Here is a 2,916-nt window from a genome sequence, read left to right as displayed (position 1 = left end):
AGCCAACGCGTATGCGCTTATCCCGCAAAAAAAATGAAAAAGCCCGCAAGCGATTTTGCGGGCTTTTTCGTGATGCGACGGAAACCACGCCCTACTCTTCCTCCTCCGCAATCCAGTCGATATCCCCACACAGCACGCACCGTTGCCCGCCCATGCGCGTCTCCACCGATAACGTCACGCACGGCAACGCCTCATTAATCGATAAATACGGCTTCGTCACATGCACCCTATCCGGGTCGCCCAACGCCGCCCGGAAATACGGCCGCCTTAACCAGTTCGCCCCTTGCGCATCGATAAGCGGCAACAACCGCGCTTCGTGCGCCGCGCGATCGGCCCTGAGCACCACATTGCGCCCGGCCTGGCGCCCATTGGCATCGAGTAAAAAACACCGCGCTGCGTTATCCAGCGACAGGAAATTCCAGCACACCTCTTCCAGCGCTTCCCCCGCCGCGAGCCGTTCCGCCGCACGCTCAAAAGCCCGCACGTACGGCTGCAGCCGCGTCGCCACGCGCCGTTCCTTCGCCTCCGTCTGCAACCGGAAACGCTCGGTCAATTCGCTCATCAACGTATGCGCTTGAGAGGCATCGGCGAGACCCGGATTCGGGCGGCCGAAGAAAAAACCCTGCACGAAGTCCGCACCGCTCGAGAGCGCGAGCTGCGCCTCGTGCTCGGTCTCCACGCCCTCGATCAACACCAGCTTGCCCGCCTCGTGCAGCAGCGACACTACGCCTGACAGAATCGCCTCCATGTTCCGCCGATGCTTCAAGTGGCTCGTGCCGTGAACCGAATGCGCCGAGTGCGCGGCATGCGACAACATCACGCGATCGAGCTTGACGATATCGGGATCAAGCTGCCAGATCCGTTCAATATTGGAGTGCCCCGCGCCGAAATCATCGAGCGCAATCAGGAAGCCGTGCTCGCGAAAATGCTGCACGGCGTCCGCGAGCGTTTCGATGTCATCCGCACGTTGCTCCAGCACCTCCAGCACCACGCGACGCGGCTCGATCTGCAAACGCTTGAGATTCGCCAGCAACGCGGCCATGTGATACGGCTCGGTCAGCGCCCCCGGATGCACGTTGAGAAACAGCCATTCGTTCTCCGCGCCGAGCACCTTGAAATTCTCGAGATGCAGCGCCTGCGACAGCCGGTCGACCTGCATCGCCTCGCCCACGCGCGCGGCCTGGCCGAAGACATCGAGCGGCGACACAACGCGATCGAGCGCATCGTGCGCGCGCAGCAAACCTTCGTAGCCGACCGCCCGCATATGCGACAGGCTGAACACCGGCTGAAACACGCTCGACAGCGTCCAGCCGCCGTGTTCGACCGAATACCGGTCGAACCCCGACGTCACGCTCAGTTCGAATGTCCGCGGCGAGACCGGCTTCACCTTGTCAGGATTCGCTATTGCCATCTTGCCTTCCCCGTCCGGATGCCCGCATTCGATCCTCGTTCGTGCACCCGTTCATATTCCATAACAGCAATCGATTGCGCTCGACGTCGCGCAACCGGCGCCCTCAGTCCTGATTTCATAAAGCCCTCATTTATCATCAAGCGGAATCTACCCGTCCCGTCCCCTTCGATAAAGCAAGCTCCGTGCTCACGCGAGTCCACGCGTTTCCTGACCGTGCGCCCGCATGTGCACCGCCGCGAGACGCCGGGTTCACGGCTCGGCGTGCGAGCGCACCAACACAGTGCGCGTCGTGGACCGATCCCGCATTCCTCATAAAACCCCCAAAGCCTGTCCAAGCTAAACTTTGGCCCTTCTTCGTTAAAAAAGGGGCGTCAGTATCGACTAGCCGCGCTCCTGCCGAACCCGCAAATCCATGGAAATCGTTTTCACTGTCTTGATCCTGATGCTGGCAGTCGCGCTGTCTGGCTTCGCCACCAGCCTGTTGCCCGCCGCGTTGCCCTTCACGCTGCCGCTGCCGCTGCCGCTGATCCAGATCGCGATTGGCGCGTGTCTCGCGTGGCCGGGATTCGGCCTGCATGTCACATTCGATCCCGAGCTTTTCATGATGCTCTTCATCCCGCCACTTTTGTTCGCCGATGGCTGGCGCATCCCGAAACGCGAATTTTTCATGCAGCGCCGCGCGATCCTGCTGCTCGCGCTGGGCCTCGTATTCATGACCGTGGGCGCGCTCGGCTGGTTTCTGCACGCGATGATTCCCGCCATGCCGCTGCCGGTCGCGTTCGCACTTGCCGCTGTGTTGTCGCCGACGGACGCCGTCGCGCTCAGCGGCATCGCGGGCAAGGGGCGCATTCCGGCGAACCTGATGCACATCCTCGAAGGCGAGGCGCTGATGAACGACGCGTCCGGCCTGGTTGCGCTGAAATTCGCCATCGCGGCGGCGCTCACGGGCGTGTTCTCGTTGCGCGCGGCGGCGATCAGTTTCGTGCTGATCGCCGTGGGCGGGATCGTAATCGGCGCGGCGATCAGTTGGCTGGTGACATCGATTCCGGGGCGGATCGTGAAGCTGTCCGAAGACGACGATCCCGCCGCCGGCGTGATCCTTACGCTGCTGATTCCGTTCGCGGCGTATCTGATCGCCGAGCGCTTCGGCTGCTCGGGCATTCTCGCGGCGGTGTCGGCCGGGATGATGATGAACTTCCAGAGCCTGCGCGAAGGTATTCCCACGGCGGCGCGAATCCGCATGACCAGCACGTGGACAATGATCGAATTCGTGTTCAACGGGATGGTGTTCATCCTGCTCGGACTGCAGTTTCCGCACATCATCGGACGCGCCTTGATCGAGGCGCATCACGACGGTCTCCAGCAGGTCGGCTTGCTGCTCGGTTATGTCGCGGCCGTGGTGGTCGCGCTGTACGGGCTGCGCTTCGCGTGGGTCTGGGTGCTGCGCTGGGTCGCGAGCCGCGGGGCCGCGAAACACGGCGTGGCAAACGCGGTGCCGGGCGTGC

2 protein-coding genes are annotated in these 2,916 nt (G+C 62.7%); one reads left to right on the top strand and one right to left on the bottom strand.

From position 1 onward, the window contains the following. Window positions 1-91 precede the first annotated feature (91 nt). A complete protein-coding gene (locus EOS_RS27985) occupies window positions 92-1,411 on the bottom strand; it encodes a sensor domain-containing phosphodiesterase (protein ID WP_047895440.1) in 1,320 nt (439 codons plus the stop codon). Between the two features lie 412 nt (window positions 1,412-1,823). On the opposite strand from EOS_RS27985, the gene EOS_RS27980 reads away from it, so the two are divergent. Beyond that, a partial coding sequence (locus tag EOS_RS27980) for a Na+/H+ antiporter (protein ID WP_047895439.1) occupies window positions 1,824-2,916 on the top strand: 1,093 nt, incomplete at its 3' end.

Origin of the sequence: Caballeronia mineralivorans PML1(12), assembly GCF_001028175.1 — a bacterium.
In the GTDB taxonomy this organism is placed as follows: Bacteria; Pseudomonadota; Gammaproteobacteria; order Burkholderiales; family Burkholderiaceae; genus Caballeronia; species Caballeronia mineralivorans.
The sequence above is the reverse complement of the archived record's forward strand: the minus strand, read 5'-3'. Positions and strand labels throughout refer to the sequence as shown.

What these genes read in the sequence shown, in the direction of transcription:
- EOS_RS27985 (WP_047895440.1), bottom strand. Translation starts at nt 1,411, where the DNA reads ATGGCAATAGCGAATCCTGACAAGGTGAAGCCGGTCTCGCCGCGGACA.